Origin of the sequence: Occallatibacter sp. (genome assembly GCF_049802275.1) — a bacterium.
In the GTDB taxonomy this organism is placed as follows: domain Bacteria; phylum Acidobacteriota; class Terriglobia; order Terriglobales; family Acidobacteriaceae; genus Telmatobacter.
This window is the reverse complement of record NZ_JBARMD010000070.1, coordinates 1-3,241: the sequence shown is the minus strand read 5'-3', so window position 1 is coordinate 3,241 and position 3,241 is coordinate 1. Positions and strand designations below refer to the sequence as shown.

Here is a 3,241-nt window from a genome sequence, read left to right as displayed (position 1 = left end):
TCTACTCGTGATCTACACCAATCGAGACGACCCACCATATTTTGTGCTGCTTGCGATTCCCATTCTCCAATGTGCCTATCATCTTGGACTTGCTGCTACGCTGGTGACAAACATCACGGCAATCAGCATGATGTTTGCATGGATCCAGCATTATTTCACTGAGCATCCGCCGGCGCGGCCAACGGAGTACCTGGAATACGGCATGATCGCCGTAATCTATAGCCTGATCGGACCGCTTGTTTGGTACCTGGTCGATCAGCTGAAGCAGAAAGAAGCCAGGCTATATGAAAAGATGTCGGAACTCGAATCTGCCCGGGAACGACTCGTTGCAGAAGAAAAGCTTGCAGCGATCGGACGCTTCGCGAGCGGCATCGCGCACGAAATTCGAAATCCCGTCGCTATGATCACGAGCTCTCTTGCGACCGCGACACACTCGTCATCCGAGCCGGCTGAGAGAGAAGAGATGTTCGCCATCGCTGCGCGGGAAGCGAAGCGCCTCGAGAAGCTCACCGGAGACTTCCTCTCCTATGCTCGTCCCGTGCAGCCGAATTTCGTCCGAATTTCAATCGATGACATTCTGGGACACATTGCCGACGTAACAAGGATGCACTCTGCCGATCGGGTCATCGAAGTCAGCTCCACCGTGACTGGCGATCCGACAGCTGCCGTCGATCCATCTCAGATCGAGGCTGCGTTACTCAACCTTTCTTTGAATGCCATAGATGCAACCCCAGACCGAGGCCGGATCGACTTGAGGTCGCGAAGTGAATCAGAAAAGCTGTACATTGAGGTCGAGAATACCGGTAACAGAATCCGCGACGAAGACTTGAAACGGATATTCGAGCCCTTTTTTACAACAAAGCCACGAGGCACGGGGCTGGGACTGGCATTCGCTCGCGGAGTAGCAATTGCGCACGGCGGAGACCTTTATGTAAGCAGGAACGAAGAGGGGGCTGTCGCCTTCACGATGACTCTGGTGAAAAACCCCACAAGCCTAGAGTCGAAAGAGATCTCAGATGGCCAAGATATTAATTGTTGATGACGAGCAGGGGATGCGGCGCATCCTGAACGTTAACCTCCGCAGGGATTCCCATGTGGTTGTGGAGGCGTCAGGTGCTATGGAGGCGCTTGCGCTTATCAAACGCGAGGACTTCGATGTAATCCTGACTGATCAAAAAATGCCTGACGGAAGCGGCTTGGATGTTGTTCAGGCTGCGCACGATGACGACCCGACAACGTCAGTAATCTTTCTGACCGCCGTGGGCACGCTCGAACTTGCCGTTGAAAGCATGCGGCGTGGGGCCTTCGATTTTCTCAGCAAGCCATTTGATCCGGATATTGTCCGCGCCAGCGTAAATCGGGCTTCGGAACGCACTGCCCTGCTTCGTGAGAACGCCGTCCTTAAGACTACCGTCCGCAAGCTGGAAGGGGCCGACGATATCCGTGGAAGTGGCCCTGCGATCTGCACGGTTCGGGACTTCATAGCGCGCGTAGCACCCACAAACAGCACTGTGCTGATTACGGGCGAAACCGGGACCGGCAAGGAACTCGTCGCTCGTGCCATTCACCGGAACAGTTCGCGATCCGGGAAACCGTTTATTGCCATCAATTGCGCCGCCGTCACTGAAACTCTGCTGGAGAGTGAACTATTTGGCCACGAACGCGGCGCATTCACTGGTGCCGATCGGTCGAGCCCAGGACTTTTCGAAGCGGCACACGAGGGAACAGTGTTTCTCGATGAAGTTGCCGAGATGTCACCCGCAGCCCAGGCAAAACTCCTGCGTGTGCTCGCCGATGGCGAGATTCAGCGAGTCGGGTCAGCCTTCACACGTCGGGTTGACGTAAGGGTTCTTGCTGCGACTCACCGGAATCTTGAAGAGCGGGTGAAGGGTGGGAGCTTCCGCCAGGATCTGTATTATCGGCTGGCGGTTGTGCCTGTTCACCTGCCTCCATTGAGAGAGCGCCCTGAGGACGTTCCCGAATTGTGCGAGAGTCTGAGCCTGAGGATCGCCGGAGAGATGAAGATTCCCGGTAAGCGCCTGACCCCGGCAGCTCTCCAGAAACTGTGCAACTATCCGTTCCCTGGAAATATTAGAGAGTTGAGAAATCTTCTGGAGCGGGCGCTTATTCTTGGTCAGTCAACTGAACTCCGACCGGAAGATTTCTATCTTCAACCGCCAGCATCTGCTGGGCAGGAAGTCAAAGAAGAAGCTTCTATCGAGACACTCGTTGATAAGCTCCCAATTCAACTTGATTTGCGCGATACCATCACACGGCTTGAGAAAGCGTTGATCAATCGCGCACTTGATCTCGCAAAGGGAGTGCAGGCGGAGGCTGCGAGAAAGCTCGGCTTATCGCGAAGCGACCTCGGATATAAGATCGGGCGTCATGGCCTCGTCGCTATCCCTGAGAGAGGAACGGATGAGGCCTGCTTTAAGAGCTGATTTGCGCAGTAACGATAGTTGCCCAATCTTTGCCGGTGAACTGGCATGATTTGGTTCCGAAGGACGACTGTTCCTCGTGGTCATATCTGGAGCGGGATTTCTTTTCCGGCATCTCGGTCCCCCATCGCCAGTTCCTATAAACATATAGGGGCTTTCCACGCATGGCCTTTCTCGCCGCGGAGCACTTCGGAATGATCCTCACGTCCTTGGACTCCCGTAAAACCGGATTACTTCGGAACTGGGGGACTCGCGGGCAACTCACTCCATGAGGTCTCGAAGAAGCCAAAGTGTGTCTGAATCTATAGGTTGTGAAACGGCCGAATCGGGTGGATTCGGCCGTTGATTTTGTTGGGTTTGGAAGGCGTGATTTCAGACCCCTTTTGGAACAGGGCTGCCAGCGGGCCATTCGTGGTGAACCACGCGGTGAACAGTGGCGCGGCTGACGCAGTGAGCCTTAGCGATCTGACCAAGGCTCTGCCCGCGCTGACGATCTATAAGGATAGCTTCGCGGTCCAGCTCGAGCGGTTTTCTTCCGATCTGACGGCCTTCGAGACGGGCGCGCCGCATGCCGGCGCGTACCCGCTCGACGATCAGCGACCTTTCCAACTCCGCGATTGCGCCGATGATAACCACGATGGCGCGGCCTAGCGGACCACCGGTGTCGATCTGCTCGCGGAAGCTGACGAACTCGACTCCGAGTCGGTTGAACTCGTCGAGGAGCTCGAGGAAATGCCTCGTGGACCTGGCGATGCGATCGCATGCCCAGACCAGCACGACGTCGAAACGACCGCGCTTGG

3 protein-coding genes are annotated in these 3,241 nt (G+C 55.8%); 2 read left to right on the top strand and 1 reads right to left on the bottom strand.

Annotated elements, in window-relative coordinates; genetic code table 11:
- Both WA354_RS02385 and WA354_RS02380 read left to right on the top strand, forming a co-directional pair.
- Positions 1-1,039: sensor histidine kinase (locus tag WA354_RS02385; protein ID WP_472811412.1), on the top strand; the 1,039-nt coding region annotated here is incomplete at its 5' end.
- Positions 1,017-2,444 (top strand): sigma-54-dependent transcriptional regulator, encoded by a 1,428-nt coding sequence (locus WA354_RS02380; RefSeq protein ID WP_472811411.1) that lies wholly within the window; start codon positions 1,017-1,019, stop codon positions 2,442-2,444. The genes WA354_RS02385 and WA354_RS02380, both read left to right, overlap by 23 nt.
- 369 nt (positions 2,445-2,813) lie before the next feature.
- Here the strand turns inward: WA354_RS02380 and WA354_RS02375 are convergent.
- Positions 2,814-3,241 (bottom strand): recombinase family protein (locus WA354_RS02375; protein WP_472811410.1); only part of this gene is annotated, 428 nt, incomplete at its 5' end.

Bases quoted from the DNA above. Each gene is read 5' to 3' on its own strand.
- WA354_RS02380 (WP_472811411.1), top strand. From the start codon at position 1,017: ATGGCCAAGATATTAATTGTTGATGACGAGCAGGGGATGCGGCGCATC.